Genomic DNA, 20,448 nt, shown 5'->3' with positions numbered 1-20,448 from the left:
CTGATCTGAAAATTTATATATACCTTTTAAAACTCAAAAGTGGAATTTTCGAAAGAATAGATAAGGATTGGACCTTAGGTGGATAAAATATAGAATCGAAGTAAGTTGTAGATTGATTTATAAAAAAAACAATCAATGAAGGTTTAACTTTTTTGATGGCGAGATTAATATCTTCATCCAATGTATTATTAACGCTTTTTAAGACATATTTTACTTTAATTTCAGCTTTCGTTCTTTTAAGTAGCCTGGTTTCTATTGTAGTAATTTTAGGCAAGGTTTCTGTTGGTAAAACAATATGCAGCATCTTTATTGCAATTTTAAGAGGACTGGCAAATTCCAATATCTTTTTAATCTCTTTTTGATAATTGATCATATCGGTAGCATAACAAAGACTATGGAGGGCCTTTGCTTTATAAGAGCTAGGTATGCTAATTATGGGAATTCTTGTTTTTACAATTAACTTACTGGCGATCGTGCCAATTACTTTTTTGGAGTTTCCTGCGCCTCGGATACTGGTGCATATATAAATGCAGCGATGTTTTGTAGCACAATCTAAAATAGAGGTGATTGTATTTGGGCTCATCTGAAGGTCTATTTCATAGTTTGTTGCCGGGTCGTTGATATGGCTAAAGATACGGCCTAAAAATTTGATCAGCTTGTTGAGTATAAATTCCCTTCTGGAGTTACAATAGCTTTCATACCTGTGCTCACGCCAATTTGATGGCCGTAAAACATGGTAAACGTGCACGATTACCAAAGTAGCTCCTCTTAGCTGCGAGATTTTATACGCAAGACGAACTGCTGATGCAGAATTAGCAGATAGGTCGGTAGTAACCAGAATTTTTTCCATTTAGGATATTTTGTGTACTGGCTATAAAATTACCCTTGCCTGTTAAAGGCGGCAATGATAATTGTCACTAAGAATATTGATGTTAACTGTGTAATATGCTTTACATCGAGGCCGTATCACCCAAATATAAAATCCACTAAGCACTTAAAATGTAAAATTAGAAAGCCCGATTTTTAGGATACTGCTTAGCGGAAGACATCAATTTGACATGGAGGGAGCAAACACGCGCTAATGGTGCATGGTAATTTGTGAATTGAACAATGGAAACTAGAAATCAAAAAAGCTGTTTATTGTATTTAACTTTTCATGCTGATGAGATTATTAAGGTCAATAATCTGAATCTGGCTTCCAGTTTTCTTTATTAATCCTTTTTCCTTAAAATCACTTAATATACGGCTAACGGTTTCTGTTGCTATACCGGCAAGGCCTGCAAGCTCCTCTCTCGAAATATCTATTTTGTTTAAGGGGATTACATCTTTAATGAGCCTGATCAATACCTGGGCAAGTCTCTTTCTTACAGATTCGTAAGCCAGCTCAACCAACTGGTCTTCTTTTTCGTGAAGGTTGATGGATAGAATCTTAATAAAGTGCTGGTTTAATTCGGCATGCTCGTTCAATAGGTCCACTACTGTTTTTTTTGAGATGAAATAAACCGAAGAATTTTCGGTTGTCTCTGCGCTTTCGGTAAAAGGGCCATCAAGCAGCAAGGTGTCAAGCCCTATAAAATCGTTGGGCTTATATAACCCCGTTATCAATTGCCGGCCATCATTGGTTAACTTAAGCGTTTTGATGCAGCCTGAGGCCAAAAGATAAAGCCCTTGCGGATAATCGCCTTCATAGTACAGGGTCTGTTTTTTCTTGAGGTGCCTGATCTTGCTTTGGGCAATTAATTCGAGAAGCTTTTCGAGGCCCCGGCTGTTTCCCGGAAGATGTGCTTTGGCTTCATGATAAGACAATAAGGTCAAATTCTGATTGTTGATTTTATTGATTTTGCTGATCCTTGCCTCAATAGACCTCATAAGCTGGTTGTCTTGGAATGGCTTGGTCACAAAGTCATCAGCACCCATGTCCATTCCCTTTCTTACATCATTGAGCTGTGATGTTGAGCTTAAGAAAATAAATGGAATTTTGGCTGTTAATGCATTGGTTGATAAAACCGACAATACGCCGTACCCGTCTATATTGGGTAGTTGCGTGTTGCATAAAATCAAGTCAGGAGTTTTGTTGATGGCATTATTAATCCCTGTGTCGCCGTTACAAGCAGTAATTACATCATATCCTGAGCGTTTAATGACTTCCGAATAGCTATCCAGCAAACCGGTGTCATTTTCAATAATTAGAATGGTTTTCATTTCACTATTGCTTTAAGGATGAAATAGTATTTTATAAATCTACTCTTAATTTGCTACAAATTCTAATTGTAAAATGTTTTCAAAGTCAAGATATTTAGTGACTTTCGTCAATTACTTACAATTTTAGTGCAGATGACCGCCGTCATGGTTGGCATTGACGGTTATCATTTTAATACTTGGTACTTTAATTGAAATTGAACTGATTTTTATAACCATCCCTATTGGTCATTAATTGAGCTTTCACTATAAAAATGAAAAAATTATGAACATTACTAAAAAAGGGGACAGCCTTTTAAAAATTGCCTTAGCGAACGAAACAGAAGACAAGCCCCCATTAAAGTATTTCCTTAACAAGCATGCAGGGAATACCGTAGAATCGATCATTAGAAAACAGGGGCATAACATTAGTAAGTTGGCCAGGTATATGAAAATTAGCAGATGTACCTTGTATAATTGGTTTGAACAGGGTACCCTGCCTTTCGATGTGCTGATTAAGATCGGGTCTTACATTAATTATGATTTCTCGGCTGATTTTCCAGAAATCTTTTGCCTCAATTCTAGTGCAAAGCCAGATAAGTATGTTGCACAAAGCCAGCTCATAGAAAATGAAGATATAGACCATTGGATGAGGAAATACATCCTCTTATTGGAAAAATATAATGAATGTCTGTTGCATAGAAATGATTTTCAAGAGCCTAAATAAACCTTTTAATCTAAACACTCCTATTTTGATCAAACACCTGTTCTAACAACTATTTCTTGAAAACAATTTATGGCGGTTCATTGTCTATACGTTTGTCATCATTAGAGAATGTATACCGTTTAATATCAATATAGGCACAACTTGGTTTCATGCTTTAATAATTTGCTAAGTGAAGTTATTTAATTTGAAACGTATTCTTGGTCTCTTGAAGTAAACTGTATTGTACTTTACAACCTAGGTTTACATCCTTAGAACTGCCCATTAGATTTCAATCTAGTGGGCAGTTTTTTTGCCGGTCCAACCGGTCGGCACTTGTAAAGCCAGGCATGTGGCTCCATTTGTTTAAACTTGGAACCATATCGCTTGGCAATCCGTACCCTTAGAAAAAGCTTAGCAGAATACCGAAGCCTTGCAGGCAAAACTTTGGTTTTTTTAACCAGTGAGAAAAAATCTGACGTTTTGCGCGGTTTTGTATAAGCGAACTCCTAAAAACAGCGGTTATTTCTTGAAAAATGCAGACAAAAATTACACAGTTTTTAGTTCATTTTTTTTACATTTTTTGTCTGATCTGTTTATAAAAAGCGTAAACAATTGTAAAATTTGTTTGCCATTTATACACTTTAAATACAAACTGTTTTTTGGTATAAATTATTGATAATTAAGTATATAAATTAGTGTTCGGTAAGCAATTCTAATTTTAAACTTATAAAAGTCATGAAAAAAACATACCTGTTATTGCTGATCTATACATTCGCTCTTTGTTCATGTGCAGAGCGGAGAAACCTGGTTTACTTTAGCAACTTGGCTAAGCTTAGCGGCGACAGCAAACTGGAAGACCAATCGATAAAGATTCAGCAAAACGACTTGTTGCGCATTAACGTGAACAGCCTGAGCCAGGAGTCTAATCTTTTGTTTGCAGTTAATTCGCAAAATGCAACCACCAAAAGCAATGAAGAGCCCACAGGCTATCGGGTAAGCAAGGAAGGTAATATCAACTTTCCGGTAATCGGCAGTGTTAAAGTAGAAGGGTTAACCTTGGCACAGGCACAAGAGGCGCTAGCAAAAGAACTCGACAAATATGTGAAAAAACCAATGGTCGAGGTCCAGCTCCTGAACTTTAAAGTTACCGTTATTGGAGAGGTAAACAAACCTTCGAGTTTTACCATCCCCGGCGATCACATTAACCTTTTAGAGGCTTTGGGAATGGCTGGCGATATGACGGTTTATGGCAAACGAGACAATGTGCTCATTATTAGGGAGCAAAATGGTCAAAGAATTATGAAAAGGCTCAACCTCAATCAGCAAGATGTACTTAATTCTCCATTTTTTATCCTTAAGCAAAATGATATCGTTTATGTAGAGCCTGATAAATCGAAAGCGATAGAATATAGTCCGAATACCCGAATTATGCCTGTAGTTATTGCTTCTATATCGGCAGTTGCGGTATTGATTACTGCAGTTTTAAGAAAATAACCCATTCAACACAAAGATCATGTCTTCAGAAAATCATTTAAACGGGGCAACAGACTTTGCAACATCCATCAAAGGGTTTGTTAAAAACTGGCCTTACTTTTTAATCAGTATCGCGGTTTGCCTGATTTTGGTTTATGGCTTCTTATACATTACCCCGCCACAATACAAAGTAAGCAGCACGCTATTGATCCAAGATGATAAAAATGGGGCAGCCATGTCTAACAGCACTGCGTTTAGCGACCTTAACATGTTCCAAACCGTAAAAACGGTTGATAACGAAATCGAAATCCTTCGTTCTAGAGACCTCATCTACAAAGTGCTCCAAGAACTTCACCTAGAAACCGCCTACTTTAGAAAAGACGGCTTTAAAACCACCGAACTCTACGGTTATACTCTACCCGTTAAAATTGCGTTTGCCGAACTTAAAAAAGGAGCTTATTCCAGAAAGATCAGCATTTCTTCTATCAACGATAAGCTGTTTCGGTTAACAGACAGCAGCCTCAATCTGGTGGCGGCCTACGGTACGCTCATCAGCACTAAAAACTACGCCATCCGAATAGAGAAAGGGCCGGCTTATGCCAAAGCTTATGGCGAAATCAAGGTTCAGTTTAAAGATTTGTATAAACTTACAGAAGCCTATAGTTTGATGAAGCTAAAAATTGTTCCGGTGGTTAAAGATGCCAATACCGTTGTAATTAGCTTGAACGACAATGTGCCACAAAGAGGGGTAGACCTCTTAACCAGTCTGATCAGGATCTATAACCTCGACAATGTGAACAACAAGAACAGCATTGCCCAAAATACAATCAGGTTTATAGACAATAGGCTAAAGTACCTGGTAAGCGACTTATCGGGTAGCGAACAAGATGTAGAAAGCTTTAAACAACAAAACCAGGTTACAGATATCAATATTGATGCACAACTCAATGCCACAAGATCTGTAGAATACAACCAGTTGCTGACCGAAGCATCTACCCAGCTCAGCCTCGTACAATCTATAGAAAACTATTTTAAAAGCAAACAGGCGCAAGGCAGCTTGGCGCCAAGTGCCATGGGCATTAAAGATCCCATACTTAATGGGCTGATTGCTAAATTTAACGACCTGCAATTGGAAAGGAACAGGATGCTGCGAACTGCCAGTGCGGAAAACCCGCTTGTTTTAAACCTGAACGACCAGTTGTCCGCCTTGAAAACCAATATCCTGGAAAATTTAAAATCAATTCAAAACGGCTTCAGCATTGAAAAAAATAACCTGCAGGCCAACTATTCGCAGTACAACAGCAAAAGCAAATCTGTGCCCAGCATAGAGAGGGGGCTTTTGGAAAGAGGCCGCGAACAAAGCGTAAAATCTGGATTATACAAGTACTTGTTGCAGAAACGTGAAGAAACAGCCCTGTCTTTATCTACTACGGTGCCTACCTCGCAGGTTATAGACAGACCAGCCTATAATACCAATCCGGATTCTCCCAAAGCGCCTATTTTTTATCTATGTGGTTTCTTTTTGGGATGCTTTTTGCCAGCTGGCGTTATCTATGCGAGAGGATTTTTTAACAATAAGGTGAAAGATGCCAGAACCATAGTATTAACCGGTGCCAAAATGCTAGGCGAACTTTCTCATAACCTGGATAAAAATACCAATGTTTTTCAGAAAGACAACCGTTCAACCATTTCAGAGCTTTTCAGGTATATAAGGATGAACTTGGGTATGATGGGCAATCAGGCCAGCAACAAGGTGATATTGGTTACTTCTAGCATGAAAGGCGAAGGCAAGACCTTCTTTAGCATTAATTTGGCCACCACACTAGGCATGCTCAATAAGAAAGTGGTGGTGGTAGAATTCGATTTGAGAAGGCCCGCACTGCTAAAAAAATTGAACCTATCGGCAGAACTTGGCATTACCGACTACCTGAACGATGATTCGCTTAGCATTGATGCTATTATTCAGCCTGCCCAAATGGCTAACCATATCAGTGTAATTGGCTGTGGTACTGCTCCTGAACATCCAGCCGAAGTTATGATGAATCCTAAGGTCGCTGTGTTGTTGCAAGAACTGAAGCAGCGCTTTGATTACATCATTATCGATACATCGCCGGTTGGCCAGGTAGCCGATGCATTTAGCCTGGCCCCTTATGTAGACGTCAGCATTTACCTGGTGCGGTACAACTATACCAACCAATATCAGTTGGCCATACTCAAAGATATTAGCGACGAAAATAAACTTAAGAATCTGATGGTCGTATTTAACGACGCCAAAAGAGAAAAAAACCAAAAATACAGTTACGGTGGCTATGGTTATGCCATGGCCGAATAGGATTATATTGATAAAACGCATTTTAAATGTACAAAGTGCCCTATTGGTGCTTGTTGCCGCCAGCCTTGCCATGTAAGCTGGCAGAAAATATAGAAGTTAGCCTGCTGCTCTCCATCATTACTCAATAACCCACACCTACCCCTGTGTCACAAAATCCTGATCACTTGTCGCTGTAAGCGATATGGCGAAGCCTTGTTGCGGATCGGGATAACCTTTCATCTATCCTAAGTACGAATTCTTGTATCAGATCATTCCCTTTTCACCTGTAAAGTACGGTTGGGGTTGGCCTGTTTTGTTGCTCATTATTTAAAAATTAGTTATAAAACCTGAAATCATGTACAAAAAAATGCTTGAAAAGAATTGGCTGGTGGTATATGTACGTCCGCGTTGGGAAAAAAAAGTAGACCGCTTGCTGCAAGAACAAGGAATAGAATCCTTTTGCCCTACAAAAACCACTGAGAACCAATGGGCCGACAGAAAGAAAATGGTTACCCTGCCACTTTTTACGGGCTACCTTTTTGTTAAGATAGACGACAGGGAACTTACCAAAGTGAGGTATACGCTGGGCGTACTCAATTTCATCTATTTCATGGGCCATCCGGCCGTAGTAAGAGAAGCAGAGATGGATCGGCTTAAAGAAATGGTAAAAATGTATAATAGTTTGGAAGTAGTTGGCTTAAACGAACTTTCTGCAGGAGATAGGGTAAGGATCAGAAGCGGTGTTTTCTATAACCAAGAAGGAAAGATCATCCAAATTCAGGGCAAAACCGTATTGCTCTCTTTTGAGCATTTAGACTGTGCTTTGGTAACACGGATTGCCATTAACCAATTGATGCAAATCACCCCCCAAAAAACAACTGTATGCACCGCCCAATAAATCCAATCAGAATGGCCGTAATTGGCTTAGGCTATGTAGGCCTGCCACTGGCAGTAGAATTTGCCAAAAGCCACAAGGTAATTGGCTTCGATATTTTTGGCCAGCGAATAGCCGAGCTAAATGCGGGTAAAGACACAACCCTCGAGGTTGACAAGGAAGAACTAGACAAGGTGCTTACTTTCGATTGCACCACGCTTAAAGGTTTGTATTGCACTACCGAAATAGAAAAGCTCAATGCCTGTACGGTTTACATTATTACCGTACCAACTCCTGTCGACAAAAACAACCGCCCCGATTTAAGTCCGCTGATCAAAGCAAGTGCATTGGTGGCCAGCGTATTGAAGAAAGGAGATATGGTGGTTTATGAATCAACCGTATATCCAGGAGTTACAGAAGACGAATGCGTGCCTGTGCTGGCTAAAAAATCTGGACTTGTTTATAACCGCGACTTTTTTGTGGGCTATTCGCCCGAGCGTATCAATCCCGGAGATAAGTTGCATACTGTGGCCAACATCCTGAAGATCACTTCGGGTTCAACACCTGCGGCAGCAACCCAGGTTGATGACCTTTATGCTTCGGTAATCAAGGCAGGAACCTACAAAGCTTCATCTATCAAAGTTGCCGAGGCTGCCAAGGTGATCGAAAATGCACAACGAGATATCAATATTGCTTTTGTAAACGAATTGGCTATGATCTTTAACCAACTGGGTATAGATACCTCTGAGGTATTGGCGGCGGCCGGTACCAAATGGAATTTCCTGAATTTTAAACCGGGTTTGGTTGGCGGGCACTGTATTGGGGTTGATCCTTATTACTTAGCCCAAAAGGCTCAGGAAGCCGGCTATCATCCCGAAATTATACTTGCAGGCCGAAGGGTAAACGACGGTATGGGCAAATATGTTGCCGATCAGCTCATTAAGCAAATGATTTCGAAAAACATTGCCATCGTGGGGGCCAAGGTGCTGGTATTGGGTTTTACGTTTAAGGAAAATTGCCCAGATGTTCGCAATACCAAAGTAATCGATATAGTAAGAAGGCTTCAAGAATACCAATTAAAGGTTACGGTGCACGATCCCTGGGCAAATGCCGACCATGCACAAAAACATTATGGTATATGGTGCGAAAACGGCACTTCAAAAACCAGAAAATATGATGCTGTGATGCTGGCCGTTGCACACCAACAGTTTAAAGAGATAGACATTCGTGCCCTGCGCAAAACAAAATCGGTTTTGTACGACATCAAATCCATGCTTCCTGCATCAATGGAAGCAGTTCGCCTGTAAGAGCCATGGGCTTTATCATCAAGGCCAGATTGGCTATTATCTGGTCAATTGTACAACAATTCAGTATCAAGTTTATCGGCCTTGCCATTACCGTTTTTTTGGCCCGCATTTTAAGCCCTGCAGAATTTGGGCTCATTGCCATGCTCTCTGTTTTTATTGCCTTGGGCAATTCGCTCATGGACAGTGGGCTTACTTCATCACTCATCAGGAGCAGGTTAACGGGTCAAAAGGATTATTCGACCATCTTTTTCTTTAACCTGATTGGTGGAATTTTGGCCTATGTCATTTTGTTTTTTGCGGCGCCTTTCATTGCGGCGTTTTACAGACAGCCCTTGTTGGCGCAAATTATCAAAGTATATGGACTAACCTTTATCATCAATGCTTTTTTTAGCATTCAGAGTACGCTTCTTATTAAAGAGATGCGTTTTCGCTTGCAAACGCTCATTCAAATTCCGGCAGTGATTATAGGAGGTGCTTTGGGCATTTTGCTGGCTAACAACGGTTACGGTACCTGGAGCCTGGTATGGATGAACCTCTTAACCGCTCTCATTTCAACGCTGCTGCATTGGTACTGCTCTTCTTGGCGCCCAAAATTTATCTTCAACAAGAAAAGCTTTAGGAAACATTTTCACTTCGGCTATAAAATGACTGTTTCTGGGTTGCTCGATACCTTTTACCAGAATTTATATACCATTATTATTGGCCGCTTTTATGCAGCCGCACAATTAGGATACTATGCCAGGGCAGACAGCCTGAGCCAATTACCAATCGGAATAATTTCAACAGCCATTAACAAGGTAGCCTATCCCATGTTCTCGGCCATTGCCAACGACGATGGGAAACTTAAAAAAGTATATCAAAAACTGATGCAGCAGGTGTTGTTTTGGAATGCGCCCAGTTTAATTTACTTGGCCGTTGTTGCAAAACCCTTTATAGGCTTGTTGTTAACAGATAAATGGCTACCTGCTGTGCCTTATTTTCAGCTGTTGTGCATAGCCGGCATACTCTATCCCCTGCATTCTTACAACCTTAATATTTTAAAGGTAAAGGGGCAAAGCGGCCAATTCCTAAGGCTCGAAATCATTAAAAAAGTGATCAGTGTGATCGGCATCTGTTGCGTAATTCCATTTGGCATTATGGGTTTGCTCTACTTTCAGCTTTTCTTTACGGTTTTCGCCTACTACATCAATTCGATGTACAGTGGCAACCTTATTAAATACCCATTAAAAGAGCAATTGCTCGACATTTGGCCGATACTGCTGGTTGCGGGGCTTTTGGGGCTCGCTGTTTTTTATCTCGACCAGTTGGTGCTCAGCCACAGCCTGAATAGGTTTTTAAGAATTCTGGTTGCCGGCATCAGCTATGGTAGCCTATACCTGGGCATAAGCCGTCTGTTCAACCTAGCTCCACTAACTGATTTTAAACAAATAATCTTAAAAAGATGATACCTGTAACTAAACCCTTCTTGCCATCGTTAGCAACTTTCCAAAGCTATATAGATTGTATTTGGACCAGGCAATGGCTAACCAATAACGGCCCTTTGGTAAATGAGCTTGAGCTAAAGCTTAGAACATACCTTAATTTGCCTTATGCGTTATATGTAACCAATGGTACCATCGCATTGCAGTTGGCCATAAAGGCTTTGGCACTCAAGGGCGAAATTATTACCACGCCATTTTCCTTTGTGGCTACTACCAGTGCCATTGTTTGGCAGGGTTGCAAACCGGTTTTTGTTGACATAGATGAGCAGACCTTAAATATAGATCCCTCAAAAATAGAAGCAGCCATTACGCCCCGTACAACCGCAATTTTAGCAACACATGTGTTTGGAAACCCTTGTCATATCGAAGCCATAGACGCTATTGCCAAACGGTATAAGTTAAAGGTAATTTACGATGCGGCACATTGCTTTGGCGTAAAATATAAAGGCAAGTCTATTTTTGCCTATGGCGATGTCAGCACCACGAGTTTTCATGCCACAAAGCTATTTCACACCATAGAAGGAGGAGGCGTTTTTACGCAAGACGAAGCACTGCTAAAGAAAATGGCTTACATGCGAAATTTCGGATACAGTGGCGTTGATACCTTTTCTGAGATCGGTACCAATGCCAAAAATTCTGAGTTCCATGCGGCAATGGGCTTATGCAACCTCAAATACATTGAAGAAATCTTGTGCAAAAGGAAAGAGCTTTTCGAATTTTACAGATCTAGTTTGGAAACATCCAATCTTCAGTTTCAGCAGATCCAGTCGCAGACCCAATTTAACCATGCCTATTTTCCGGTAATATTTAAATCAGAAAGCGCCATGCTCAATTGCATGAAGCAACTGGAAAAGGTTCAGGTCTGCTGCAGACGTTATTTTTATCCTTCGCTATCGGCCTTGCCTTACCTTGAACAAATAGCCATGCCCATTTGCGATTCTATTGCAAAAAGGATCATGTGCCTTCCCATGTTCCATACCTTGGATAATTTGGAAAGAAGCTTGGTCGTTAAAATTATTACCAAAGCACAAAACCCGGGCAGAAAGCGGATTGCTGCCAAACCAGCATACAGTACAGCCATCGCTGGTACTGAAATGATTGCAAACATCAATTAGTGGCACAATATGAAAAATCAAGACGAACCCGTAATGGTCAGTGTTTTCTGCATCACTTATAACCACAGTAGGTTTATTGCCAAGGCAATTGAAGGCTTCCTGATGCAGCAATGCAATTTTAAGGTGGAAATTATTATTGGCGACGACTGCTCCACAGATGGTACCACAGCGATAATAGACCGTTATGCCGCAAAGAATCCGCAGATTAAACGCTTGGTTGCTGCACAGAATATCGGGCCTACACAAAACATGATTAGGGTAGCCATGGCCGCCAAGGGAAAATATGTAGCCACTTGCGATGGGGATGACTTTTGGACTGATCCCTTTAAGCTGCAGAAACAGGTTGATTTTTTAGAAAGCCATCCAGAATATGTGATTTGCTGCCACTATACCAAGGAGATTAATGCCGACGATACAGAGCTCACTTATATGAACTTTAATCCCAAGCCTCTAAGCTATTCGTTTAGCGACCTGATGGTGAATAAACAAGAGGAAACCAGCACCGTAACCCTGTTGTATAGAAATACCGAAGAAATAAGACAGCTTTATGCGCAACAATGGTTTTTAAGCTGCAAAGCCTGCGATAAATTCTTAAAGCTTTACTCTACCTGGTCTACAGGCAAAAAAATATATGTACTGCCCGAAACCATGAGCTGTTACCGGCGCCATGAAGGTGGTATTTGGAGCCCAGTATTGCCAATACCGCTTAAAAAAATGCAATTGAGCGATTTTAACCTCATTATTAGGGTATTTACCTATACGCCGTTGCAAAAAATGAAACTCTTGTATTTCTATCTCAAAAAATATTTTGTATTCGAAATGAAGTATGCCAACCTGTCAAAAGCCCTAGGCACAATTAAAACCATTGTCAACTAACGGAGATGCAAAAAAAACTATGTTTTGTAATCAGAAGCTTGTCTGGCGGTGGGGCAGAGCGGGTCTTAAGCAATTTGGCCAACTATTTTAGCCTGAACGGCTACAAGGTAATACTCATTTGTTTAGACCATGAAGAAGTTAAATATAATGTAGAACCCAATATTATTGTAAAAACATTGGTTAACCGCGGTAGCAAAGAGAACAAGTTCAGCCGAATTTACTATGCGTTGGTAACTTTTGCCAAATTAATGCGGGTAATTAGCAAAGAGCAACCCTTGTGCAGTATCTCTTTTATGACCTCTGTAAACCTGTGGACGGGCTTGTGCTGCTGGTTGCTCAATAAGCCTTTCATTGTTTCTGAAAGAACATCGCCATATTACACCTTGGCCAAATTCAATGGGATGACCAAATGGATTGCCTTCAAGATATACAGTAAAGCAAAGAATGTGGTTTTGCCTTCTAAGTCAATGTCGAGCTCGCTCCGGTCAATTCCGCAGTTTGAGCACCTCAACAATCTGGTTTCTATCTATAACCCTGTCAATGTTTTTAATGCGCCGTTAAAAAATGCCGTGCACCATAGGCCCTTTGTTTTAAGTGTAGGCAGGTTAGACCATGATAAGGGCTTCGACCTTCTGATAGATGCTTTCTATTTATTAAATGATCCAAATATCGATTTGCTGATATCTGGTGTTGGCCCAAGTAAATACCTGTTGAAGAAAAAAGTGGCCAAGTTGGGCTTAAAATCAAAGGTCAAGTTTATCGGCTTTAAAAGGAACCTTCAAGATTATTATGTGCGTGCAGAAATATTCGTGCTGGCATCGAGGGTAGAGGGTTATCCGAATGTATTGGTAGAGGCCATGAGCCTAGGCTGCCCGGTAGTGGCAACCGATTGTGATTTTGGACCGGCCGAAATTATTAAACATGGCGTAAACGGTTTGTTAGTCCAGCTCGAAGATGCAAGCGGATTGGCCAATGCCATGGAGAACTTGCTGCATAACCCAACCCTGAGGTCGAAATTTGCTGCAAATGGCAAGTTGATCAATCAAACCAATTCCATAGAGCATATTGCCGAAGAATGGGAAAAACTAATCTTGTTATGATCAGAAAATCTGCTTTTTACGTGCTGTTGCTGCTGTTTATATACGTAACAACATTTAATATTTTTATAACCGGCATATTCAAGGTACCAGCACCACTGATTTTTTTGGCGCCCTTGTTGTTGTTTGATAAAATTAAGGGTACACCATTTGTATATGGTTATCAGCTACTGGTATTCTTTATGGCAGCGGTGCTTTACAAGCTGATAGGAGAGGCCGATATACCAGGGTTCTTTGCCGTTTTGATTACAGTGCTTTGTTTTGCAGTCTTCTTTAATTACGTTATTGCCAACAGCTTCCAAAGAATAACAATTGCCATAGCAATCTTTTATAGCCTGCTGATGCTTTCGGGACTATTGATGTTTATCGATCATCAATATAGCATCGCAAGGCTAAGGTCTTTGCTGGTTGCCGACGATGTTTTGCAAGGCCCCTCCGGAATTGCGACCACCATATTTGCATTTGGCTACCAGATGGCCGCGTTAACCGCATTTTTGTTCAGCGCTGTAATCCTGTTTAAGAAAAATTGGTTGTTTAGCCTCTTGGTAATAGTATTGGCTTTGAGCTTTATTTTTTTTGGTATGCAACGGTCGGTATTCATTGCATTTGGTTTCGTTGCCGTGATGCTGATTGTGTTTTACTACAGAGCCAAATCAATTGTTGTTTTTTGTGCATTGCTAGCCATATTTCTGGTTGGACAAAATTACATCGGTCAATTTTCTGCCGATAAAAAACAACAGAATATTTTCAATAAAAACGAAACCCAATCTGGTCGCAACGAAATGCGTGGCGATTTAATGAGCGAGAACATCGCGGTAATAACTGATTATCCCTTCGGCCTTTTGTTTTATGGCAAAAACTGGAACGATGTGGTTCAGCACAATTTTGTATATAAAAGCGGTACATCGGTAATTACCTCCCACAATGCCTATTTGATGTTTATTACCTACCTGGGGCCATTGCTAGGCATGGTGTTGTTGCTTTTGCTCTATTTAAAAGTCGGTAACATTATAGGGAGGGCATTTCGGCAAATCCACCGAAAGGAAAATGCACTGCTCATTAGCCTAAGCTGTTCTTTTATAGCCATCTCTATTAACTCTTTCTTCCATAACGAATGGTTGCTTGACGGTAGCGGTCCAACACTCTTCCTTTATTTTTCTATTCTTCAACTGGCCAAAATCAGCACTCAAAAAACACTCGTTGTCCATAAGTAGTGCACATAGCAAACCCCAATCTGCTGCCGCTAAAAGTCTAATTAAATGGTATAAACCTTTTAACCTTATGCACATGAATATTCCATTTTCACCGCCCTACATTGATCAGGCTGTAATTGATCAAGTTCTCGATGCACTAAAAAACAAGTGGATTACCACGGGCCCCAAAGTAAAAGCTTTGGAGCAGGAAATTTTGGAGCTGACAGAAACAGATGCCACGATTTGCGTAAACTCTTGGACTTCTGGAGCTATTTTAATGCTCAAATGGTTTGGTGTAAAGCCCGGCGACGAAGTAATTGTACCGGCATATACCTATTGCGCTACGGCGCTGAGTGTATTGCACTGCGGCGCTAAGCCAATAATGGTTGATGTGCTGGACGATTTTACGATAGACCCCGAAAAGGTGCGCGAAGCCATTACGCCAAAAACAAAGGCAATTATTGCCGTAGACTTTGCCGGATGGCCCTGCAATTACGATTTGCTGAAATCGGTAATCGAAAGTCCAAAAGTGAGGAAGCTGTTTAAACCTCAAACTGACAAGCAGGCCACATTGGGAAGGGTTCTGTTGATTGCAGACGCGGCCCATTCTATTGGAAGTACTTATCAAGGTAAGCCAGCGGCAAAGAAATGCGACATTACCATATTCTCATTCCATGCTGTAAAAAACATTACTACGGCAGAAGGTGGTTGTATCTGTTTGAACCTGCCTGCAGCGTTTAATGCCCAAGAAGAGTATAACTACCTTAAGATCTATACCTTAAACGGGCAGAATAAAGATGCCTTAACCAGGGCCAAAAGCGGGGGTTGGCGCTATGATATTTTGTTTGAAGGCCTAAAAATAAATATGCCCGATATCTGCGCTGCCATTGGTTTGGCCCAGATTAAAAAGTATGTGCAAACCCTGTTGCCAGCCAGAAAGCTAATTGCCAACGAATACCTGAATGGATTTAAGGACCAGGAATGGTTCATGGCGCCCAGCTTGGTTGATAGCGAACGCGAATCTTGTTACCACCTTTTTCCACTACGGATTAAGGGTTTAACTGAATTCCATAGAGATCGGGTTATCGACGATCTTACAGCACTTGGCATAGCGGTAAATGTTCATTTTATTCCCATGCCTATGCTTACCTGCTTTAAAAAACTAGGCTATGAGATGAAAGATTATCCGATGGCCTATCGAAATTATTCGAACGAAATATCACTTCCCATTTATCCCCAATTAACCAAAACAGAAATCCGGTTTATCATCGCTTCGTTGATCAAGGTGGTCAATATCCAGGTTAATTCGATGCAAAACGGAATGGTTGAATCAGAAATGTTAATACCTGTAAGGCTATGAAAATAGATATGAAAAGATTAATTGACGTAACAGGAGCCGGAATTGGCTTGCTTTTACTGCTGCCGGTTTTTGTACTGATTGCGGTGGCTGTGGCCATTGATACAAAGGGCCCAGTTTTTTTCAAACAACAAAGGGTAGGGCTAAACATGAGAGATTTTCACTTGCTGAAGTTCCGAACCATGTGTGTGCACCAGGCCACCAGCTGTTTGTTAACCATTGGCAATAAAGACCAAAGAGTTACCAGGGTTGGCTATTGGCTTAGAAAATATAAGCTCGACGAACTGCCCCAGCTTTTCAATGTACTAAGAGGAGAGATGAGCCTTGTTGGCCCCAGGCCAGAAGTAAGGAAGTATGTTAACCTGTACGATGAACAGCAGCGTTATGTATTATCCATTAAACCTGGTATTACCGATTGGGCATCGGTCGAATTTTACAATGAAAGCGAACTGTTGGCGCATGCCGAAGATCCAGAGAACTATTACATCCGCCGGATTATACCGGTAAAGATTAGCCAGAATTTGAAATATATAGCCAAACATAATCTCTCTACAGATTTCAAGATCATTTGGCTAACGCTAAGCAAGATGATGCTGAGCTAATATGGAAGCCTTATTTAAGCCTGATGGCATTAACGGAGAACACCGAACGAAGAAAAAGGTTTTTTTCATACTCAGTTCTTTAACTTCTGGTGGTTCTGAACGCGTTTTCTGGAATATGGCCCAAGCCTTAGACAAACGCAAGTTCGAAGTCGCGATCGTACTTTTAAGTTCAAAGGCAAATTGCTACTCCTCGCAATTAGACCAAGTGAGGTTTATCGACCTCAATACCCTAAAAGCTTCGAGGTCTTTCTTTAAACTATATGCGCTCTTAAACAGAGAAAAACCTTATGCCGTTTTTTCAACAACAGACCATATCAATATTTTGGTGGCTTTTGTGGCTAAATTTTTAGCAATCCCCCGACTGATAGCCAGGGCCTCGAATATTCCTGAAGAACAGATTTTGCACGAAAACCTGAAATCGAAATTCTACATGCGCTTTACCAGGCTCAGCTATGGGGTTTATCAGCAAATTATTTGTCAAACTGAAGAAATGAAGCAGTCGCTGGTTAGTTATTATGGCATAGACAGCCGAAAAATGCTTGTCATTCCCAACCCTGTTGTAAAAACGGCCGAACAGCGACAAACTCTTTCTGCAAAAAATAAATATCATTTAATTGTTGTTGCCCGCTTCTCGCCCGAAAAAGGTTTAGATCGGCTTGTTGATATATTGTCGGCATTGCCAGCCCATTACCATTTAAGTTTTGTAGGAATTGGCCTGCTTCGGAAACAAATTGAAAGAAAGGTGAAGTCTTTAAGATTAGTGGATCGGGTTACTTTTTACGGCGAGATCAAAAATGTGCTGCAAGTGCTGACAAAGCATGAGCTCATGGTGCTCAGTTCCCATACCGAAGGATTTCCGAACGTAATTTTAGAAGCCTTATCTGTAGGCTTGCCCGTGGTTACCTTTAAAGTAAGTGGCGTAACCGGCCTCATTAAAAACGGCTTTAATGGCTATGTACTGCCACAGAATGATATAGAAGGTTTCAAAGAAAAAATTATACAGGCCTGTACCCAAACCGAATGGGATCCCGCAAAGATAAAGCAAGATGTTTATCAGAAATATGCCCTTCAAGAAATAAGCAAAGCCTACGAAAAACTGCTCGATTAACCCATCAAAAAAACAAAATATATGTGTGGTATATACGGTTCTACAATACCTTACTCTAACTTAATTGTGCAGAGCAAGATGGACAAGATCAAATTTCGTGGTCCAGAATACACTGGCATACAACGTTTGGGCGAAGTTGTGCTGGCCCATAACAGGTTAGCGATTATAGACCTTGACCCGCGTGCAAACCAGCCTTTAGCCTATCTGCACCTGCATATTGTGTTTAACGGAGAGATTTATAACTACAAAGAGCTCAGGAAAAAATTAGAACAGAAAAAGTACCATTTTCATACCAACTCAGATACCGAAGTGATCTGTGCCGCCTATTTAGAATATGGCTATGAATGTGTAAACAAATTCAACGGCATGTTTGCCTTTGTCATTTATGACACCAAAAACAACGATTTTTTCGGTGCAAGAGACCGCTTCGGAAAGAAGCCTTTTTATTACCTGCTCGATGGGCAAAATTTTGAATTTGCCAGTCAGCCGTCGCAAATAAGCACCTATAAAGTGCTTGAGGTCGACGAGCAAGCTATAGAGCAGTACTTGGTTTGGGGATACATCCCAGAGCCACAATCCATTTGGAAAGAAGTAAAACAGCTTCCTGCCGCACATTGCTTCAAATATAACCTAAACACCAGAACGCTTAAAATGATAGCGTACTGGTCATTGGATTACCATTGGAAGAACAAATTTACAGGCAGTTATGAAGAAGCCAAACAAGGGCTTACCCACCTCGTTTCAGATGCTGTAAAGATCAGGATGAATGCTGATGTGCCACTTGGTGTTTTTTTATCGGGTGGGGTAGACTCCTCGCTCATTGCGGCTATGGCGGTTAAAGAAGTAGCCAATGTTAAAACCTTCTCCATCAAGTTTAACGAAAAAGGTTTTGATGAAAGCGCTTATGCCGCAAAGGTAGCCGCACATCTCGGAACCGACCACCATACCATTGAGTGTAATTATACTGACGGAATTAAGTTGATCGAGAATTTCAGCACCTACTACGACGAGCCATTTGCCGATTCGAGTGCCATACCTACCATGTTATTGAGCAAGCACACCAGAAAATATGTTACCGTTGCCCTAAGTGGCGATGCGGGCGATGAGGCTTTCCTTGGGTATCACAGGTATAGATGGATCAAATTGATCAGCATGCTGTTCCAGGCTCCAATTGGTTTAAGAAAAAGCCTTGCTCATTTAATCAGCCTTTCGCCAATTTACAGACATAAGCTTATTGCCATGGGCATAGCAATGAAAAATGTAGAAGAGCTGTACGTTAAAATGTTCGGCAATATGGAAAATTCATGGGTGAAAAATCCAGACTTGGCAAAGTATAGCTCTTTCATGCCCGTTCTCCATAATCCCAACAAGCCCTTGTTAGAGCGTATTTCAGATTTCGATATCAAAACCTATCTCAATGGCGACATCAATACAAAAGTAGACCGTGCATCTATGGCTTTTTCACTAGAAGTAAGGGCACCACTAATGGATTACAGGGTAATAGAGTTTGCCCGCAGCTTGCCCACTGCCTTTAAATACCAGAACGGACACCAAAAACTGATCTTAAAAGATATCCTGTTCGAAAAAGTTCCGGCCACATTTTTTAACCGGCCCAAAGCAGGCTTTACCATGCCCTTTCAGCACTGGTTCAGGAACGAACTTAAAGAATATGTAAGAGACAATTTAACCAGAGAAAGACTCAAAAATATTCCCGGTATCCATGTTAAGAGAACAGAGGAGATCATTCATGAGCACATGACTGGCAAATGGAACCGCTATCCACAAATTTGGAAACTGCTGGTCCTTTCGCAATGGTTATCGAAAAACCAGCGCACAGCTCAGCCTGAATTGCTTAATGCCTACTGAAATGCTAAAGTTTTTGTTAAACAAGCTGTTCTTGGCCGACAAGTGGAATATCGGGGTGGTTGATCAATCAGTCGGTAATCTGATCGAAAAAAAGGAACTGAATGCTATTGAATGGCTAAAAGAAGATAGGGCAGATTATGCAGCGGATCCCTTTATCGTTAATGTTGGCGACCAGATTAAAATCTATTACGAAGAACTTAATTTTTGGCATGGAAGGGGTGAAATCATGGTGATGGAGAACCTTGATTTTAAAACCAAGAACAAAGTAGGCGGCATTAGGCCTTCTTCAATCCACCTATCTTACCCATACCTCATTGTAAAAGAACAGTATTTATATTGTATTCCAGAAACATCGAAAGCCAAGGAAGTTGTGCTTTACCAGGTAGATGCACTAAACCCTGCGCAATTGATACAGCGTAAGGTACTGCTCTCCGGAATGCCGTTTGTAGACAGCTCGATAGTTTTTTATGCCGCTAAATATTGGCTTTTTACCAGCATATCGGGCAATAGTAAACAGCTTTATATTTTTTCTTCAACAACTTTAGACGGCCATTACAAGGCGCATCCGCTTAATCCCATCGCCGTAGAAAAACAAGCATGCAGAAGTGCTGGAAGCATATTTGTATGGCAAGGGTCTATTTACAGGCCCACCCAAAACCCGGTTAATTGCTATGGAGGTTCTATCCAGATCAATAAAATCACGGTGCTTACCGAGAGCGAATACAAAGCAGAATCCGTTTTCGAGATCTTTCCAGATAAGAACTATCCTCGCGGTATCCATCATATCAGTTTTGCCCACAACAAAATAGTTGTAGATGGCAAGCGTAAAGTGTTCGATCTCTTAATGCCGCTTAAAAAATTAGTTAAAATCATCAGAATAACCTTGCAAGCCTAGCTAATTAAT

The 20,448-nt window shown here is 40.8% G+C and carries 17 protein-coding genes; 15 read left to right on the top strand and 2 right to left on the bottom strand.

What is annotated here, in order from left to right:
* Positions 1-13 precede the first annotated feature (13 nt).
* On the bottom strand, positions 14-850 hold the full coding sequence (locus AC6H1S_RS15495; RefSeq protein WP_497564190.1) for a universal stress protein: 837 nt from the start codon (positions 848-850) through the stop codon (positions 14-16).
* Positions 851-1,146: 296 nt separating this feature from the next.
* Positions 1,147-2,202: a response regulator gene (locus AC6H1S_RS15490; RefSeq protein WP_497564189.1), complete on the bottom strand. Its 1,056-nt coding sequence runs from the start codon at positions 2,200-2,202 to the stop codon at positions 1,147-1,149.
* Between the two features lie 262 nt (positions 2,203-2,464).
* Between AC6H1S_RS15490 and AC6H1S_RS15485 the strand changes: the two genes are divergently transcribed.
* From AC6H1S_RS15485 to AC6H1S_RS15415, 15 genes are all read left to right on the top strand, one after another.
* Entirely contained in the window at positions 2,465-2,905 is a 441-nt protein-coding gene (locus tag AC6H1S_RS15485) for a hypothetical protein (RefSeq protein ID WP_497564188.1), read from the top strand.
* 714 nt (positions 2,906-3,619) lie between these two features.
* Positions 3,620-4,378, top strand: a complete 759-nt coding sequence (locus AC6H1S_RS15480) for a polysaccharide biosynthesis/export family protein (protein ID WP_497564187.1) — start codon at positions 3,620-3,622, stop codon at positions 4,376-4,378.
* 19 nt (positions 4,379-4,397) lie between these two features.
* The gene (locus tag AC6H1S_RS15475; RefSeq protein WP_497564186.1) at positions 4,398-6,689 is read left to right on the top strand and encodes a GumC family protein; all 2,292 of its coding nucleotides are present in this window, start codon (positions 4,398-4,400) and stop codon (positions 6,687-6,689) included.
* A 334-nt stretch (positions 6,690-7,023) separates the two neighbouring features.
* Positions 7,024-7,566 (top strand): UpxY family transcription antiterminator, encoded by a 543-nt coding sequence (locus AC6H1S_RS15470; protein WP_497564185.1) that lies wholly within the window; start codon positions 7,024-7,026, stop codon positions 7,564-7,566.
* Entirely contained in the window at positions 7,551-8,849 is a 1,299-nt protein-coding gene (gene tviB, locus AC6H1S_RS15465; protein ID WP_497564184.1) for a Vi polysaccharide biosynthesis UDP-N-acetylglucosamine C-6 dehydrogenase TviB, read from the top strand. Before AC6H1S_RS15470 ends, tviB begins: the two co-directional genes overlap by 16 nt.
* Before the next feature lie 5 nt (positions 8,850-8,854).
* Entirely contained in the window at positions 8,855-10,294 is a 1,440-nt protein-coding gene (locus tag AC6H1S_RS15460) for a lipopolysaccharide biosynthesis protein (RefSeq protein ID WP_497564183.1), read from the top strand.
* Entirely contained in the window at positions 10,291-11,445 is a 1,155-nt protein-coding gene (locus tag AC6H1S_RS15455) for a DegT/DnrJ/EryC1/StrS family aminotransferase (protein ID WP_497564182.1), read from the top strand. Before AC6H1S_RS15460 ends, AC6H1S_RS15455 begins: the two co-directional genes overlap by 4 nt.
* Before the next feature lie 9 nt (positions 11,446-11,454).
* Positions 11,455-12,321 (top strand): glycosyltransferase family 2 protein, encoded by an 867-nt coding sequence (locus tag AC6H1S_RS15450; RefSeq protein ID WP_497564181.1) that lies wholly within the window; start codon positions 11,455-11,457, stop codon positions 12,319-12,321.
* 5 nt (positions 12,322-12,326) lie between these two features.
* Positions 12,327-13,421 carry a glycosyltransferase family 4 protein gene (locus tag AC6H1S_RS15445; RefSeq protein ID WP_497564180.1) on the top strand — a complete coding sequence of 365 codons (1,095 nt, stop codon included), beginning with the start codon at positions 12,327-12,329 and terminating at the stop codon, positions 13,419-13,421.
* The gene (locus tag AC6H1S_RS15440) at positions 13,418-14,632 is read left to right on the top strand and encodes a hypothetical protein (protein WP_497564179.1); all 1,215 of its coding nucleotides are present in this window, start codon (positions 13,418-13,420) and stop codon (positions 14,630-14,632) included. The genes AC6H1S_RS15445 and AC6H1S_RS15440 overlap by 4 nt, the downstream gene beginning before the upstream one ends.
* A gap of 73 nt (positions 14,633-14,705) precedes the next feature.
* Positions 14,706-15,971: a DegT/DnrJ/EryC1/StrS family aminotransferase gene (locus tag AC6H1S_RS15435; RefSeq protein WP_199141943.1), complete on the top strand. Its 1,266-nt coding sequence runs from the start codon at positions 14,706-14,708 to the stop codon at positions 15,969-15,971.
* An 8-nt stretch (positions 15,972-15,979) separates the two neighbouring features.
* Positions 15,980-16,570, top strand: coding sequence for a sugar transferase (locus tag AC6H1S_RS15430; RefSeq protein WP_497564178.1), 591 nt, complete (start codon positions 15,980-15,982; stop codon positions 16,568-16,570).
* Between the two features lies 1 nt (position 16,571).
* Positions 16,572-17,678, top strand: a complete 1,107-nt coding sequence (locus tag AC6H1S_RS15425; RefSeq protein ID WP_497564177.1) for a glycosyltransferase — start codon at positions 16,572-16,574, stop codon at positions 17,676-17,678.
* 21 nt (positions 17,679-17,699) lie between these two features.
* A complete protein-coding gene (gene asnB / locus AC6H1S_RS15420; protein WP_497564176.1) occupies positions 17,700-19,544 on the top strand; it encodes an asparagine synthase (glutamine-hydrolyzing) in 1,845 nt (614 codons plus the stop codon).
* 1 nt (position 19,545) lies between these two features.
* The gene (locus AC6H1S_RS15415; protein WP_497564175.1) at positions 19,546-20,439 is read left to right on the top strand and encodes a glucosamine inositolphosphorylceramide transferase family protein; all 894 of its coding nucleotides are present in this window, start codon (positions 19,546-19,548) and stop codon (positions 20,437-20,439) included.
* Positions 20,440-20,448 lie beyond the last annotated feature (9 nt).

The sequence above is a fragment of the Pedobacter sp. TM02 genome, from assembly GCF_059705275.1.
The sequence above is the reverse complement of the archived record's forward strand: the minus strand, read 5'-3'. Positions and strand labels throughout refer to the sequence as shown.